The sequence below is a fragment of the Nocardiopsis kunsanensis DSM 44524 genome (assembly GCF_000340965.1).
Classification (GTDB): domain Bacteria; phylum Actinomycetota; class Actinomycetes; order Streptosporangiales; family Streptosporangiaceae; genus Nocardiopsis; species Nocardiopsis kunsanensis.
The window spans coordinates 1-2,756 of record NZ_ANAY01000069.1; the positions used below are offsets into that span (position 1 = coordinate 1).

The following is a 2,756-nucleotide window of genomic DNA, read 5'->3' on the forward strand; positions in this document are numbered from 1 at the left end:
CCCCCCGCCCGCCCCGCCGTGTGCGGGGAGGGCAGAGCCACCGGCCGGTCAGACCGAGGCCAGGTCGCGTGTCTCCTGCACGGTCCAGTTGCCCTCGTCGTCCTGAGCGATGGAGCCGCCGTCCTCCAGGCGCTGGACCTGGTCGTAGAACCAGGTCTTGCCGCGGCTGATGCCCATCTCGGCCAGCTCGGTCTTGAGGTCGGTGATCCGGAAGGTGTGGCCCGGTCCCCACTCGTGGATGAGCGATTCGATGCCAGCGCGGGCCTCTTCGGCGCTGGCCTTGGTGCCCTTCCTCGGTTGGGACAGCACCAGTTCGTCCTCACCGTCGACGGGGGCGACCTCGGTGTTGAGGTCACCGATCACCTCGGGGTCGTCGTCGGACAGGTCGAGCACGATCGGTTCCATCTCGTCCTCCTCGTACTCGCCGTCTTCTTCCTCGACCTCGTCTTCCTCCTCGTCGGTGTCCTCGTCCGGCTGCACAGCGGCCAGGGCCGGGGCGCCGTTCTCGCGGGCGGCCAGCCAGTCCTCGAAGGGCTCACCGAAGGCCTTCCGGGTGATGGGGTCGATCTTGGCGGCCTGGTCGGGCAGGGCTTCGGCGGCCGGGCTCAAGTCCTTGTTTTCGTCCTCCTTGCGGTCGGTGGGCGGGCCGAACATCTTGATCGGCATGGCGTGGCGGTCCTCGTCCGCCTCGCGCACCACGGCGAAGGCGCTACCGGGCTGGTAGTTCTGCCACCGCTCGGGTTCGGCGCCGGCCTCTTGGACGTGGTCGGGCAGGGCGAAGGAGGCGTCGTCGGCGGTGCGTACGCCGAAGCACACGCTGTCGCCCAGGTTCGAGCGGGTGTCGGTATCCAGGTTGGTGAAGGTCGCCCGCTGCAAGGAGACCTCCAGGTGGATGCCTGCCGAGCGGCACATGCGCCCGAGCTTGACCAGCTCGTCGGCGTCGACCAGGTCGGCGGCCTCCTCCACGAGGATGTGCAGGAACGTGAGCCCGCACTTTTTGGTCCAGTTGGGCAGGCCCTTGGACCCCAGGTAGTCCGCGCGGGCGGTGGCGGCCCGCTCGATGGCCTTGAGCATGGCCTTGGCCGACTTCTTCTCGAACGCCGTCCAGGCCAGGGCGTTCTGGACGGGACCGAGGGTTTGGCGGCCCTTGGACACGTCCAGGGCCAGCACGGCCGCGTCGCGGCGGGCGGCGATGTTGAGGATCTTGATCTTGCCGTAGACCGACTTGCCGGACCCGCTCATGCCCACGGTCAGGGTGTGGCGGTCCTCCAGGTCGTCGATGAACTCGGTGCCGTCCTCGTATAGGCCCAGCGGCCCGATGGGGCCATCGGCCAGCGAGGCCCCCACGTGCTTGTCGTCCAGGCCGGGCCAGGGGATGAGCTCCTTCATGACGTTGCGGGTGATGATGGTGATCTCGCCCCAGTCGGCCCGTTCGGGGTGCTCGGTGATGCGCACCGCCCCCGGGGCGACCTTGTACAGCGAGGCCAGTTCCTTGCGGCGGGCCTGCAACGTTTCGACGGTGGCGCCGTTCTCGAACTCCAGGCGGCCCTGGGTGACGGCGTCGGTCTGCTTGGTCAGGCGCATGGACACCCCGCGCAGGTGCAGGATCTCCTTGACCTTGGCCCAAGGCATGATGGTCGGCTTGTTCGCTGTCTCCTCCTTGGTGCCCTGTCCGGCGGCCCACAGGTGCACGTTGGCGACCCCGGCCAGGGCGGCCCCGCCCAGGAGCAGCGCGTCCATGAGCGGGCGGCCGGGTCCGAAGGCGGTGGCCAGGGCCAGCCATCCGGTGGCGGTGCCGACCATGGCGGTGGCGATGTGGTGGGCGTACCAGGTGCGCGCGGCGGTGAGCTGGTGGGTGGCGTAGGTGACCACGCCGCCGGCTGCGGTGATCGCGGCTGAGGCCAGGCCGGTGACCCATCCGGCCTCCCCCCACAGCCAGTGGGTCAGGAACCCGGCGGGGATGAGCAGTGGGGCGGCCACCCAGGGGCGCAGGTAGTCCACCAGCTGCGGGCGCGACGGGCGCCGCTCCTCCCGCTCGTCCCCGCCCCGGCGCAGCGACACCAGCTCGTTCTTCTTGGCCATGATCATCTCCCTCGTGTGGTGGGGGTGGGGCCCGGAGCCGGGCCCCACCGGTGGTGCTGGTGTCAGGAGTCCAGGTCCACGACCCGTTTCTTGGCGCGGTTGCCCTTGCGGATCAGGTGCCCGAAGTGCTTGGTCACCGACCCCCAGGTGCGTACGCCTTCCACGCCGACCAGGCGCTGTGCCTCAGCGGCCCTCCTCAGGTGTTTGGCGACCTGCTTGGAGCGCTTGCGCACGCCGATGCGGCTCTGTCCGGAGGCGGGGGGCAGGTCCCTCAGCCCGGCCTCCAGTTCCTGTGCGGAGTACTCCAGCTCCATGGCCAGGGCGCGGGACAGGCGCCGGACCCGCTCGGTGTACTTGCGGATGTCCGAGCCGGTGTTGAGCTCGATCTTTTCCAGCTCGGCCACGAGCTTGCGGGCGTAGGCGGCCTCATCGCTCACGAGGGCCCTCCTTGTCGGTGTCGGTGGTGCGGTTGGTGATCACGACGAGCAGGCCCCGTCCGGGCCCGTAGCGGCGCACGTGCGCGTGGTGCAGGTGGGTGCGCCAGGTCCGGCCCAGCCAGGCGGCGGCGTCGACCAGGCAGGAGCGCAGCGAGCGCGTATCCAGCCAGGCGGTGGCCAGGTCGTCGGCGCGGGAGATGAGGTGGTCGGCGAAGGCGGCGGCGGCCCGCAGGCGGG

The 2,756-nt window shown here is 70.4% G+C and carries 3 protein-coding genes; all 3 read right to left on the reverse strand.

Annotation, left to right across the window (positions count from 1 at the left end; genetic code table 11):
* Positions 1-48: 48 nt before the first annotated feature.
* On the reverse strand, positions 49-2,082 hold the full coding sequence (locus tag D456_RS0123195; RefSeq protein ID WP_152442665.1) for a hypothetical protein: 2,034 nt from the start codon (positions 2,080-2,082) through the stop codon (positions 49-51).
* A gap of 62 nt (positions 2,083-2,144) precedes the next feature.
* The gene (locus tag D456_RS0123200) at positions 2,145-2,519 is read right to left on the reverse strand and encodes a hypothetical protein (protein ID WP_017578566.1); all 375 of its coding nucleotides are present in this window, start codon (positions 2,517-2,519) and stop codon (positions 2,145-2,147) included.
* The coding region (locus D456_RS0123205; protein WP_083904687.1) for a hypothetical protein at positions 2,509-2,756 on the reverse strand (248 nt) is incomplete at its 5' end. The genes D456_RS0123205 and D456_RS0123200, both read right to left, overlap by 11 nt.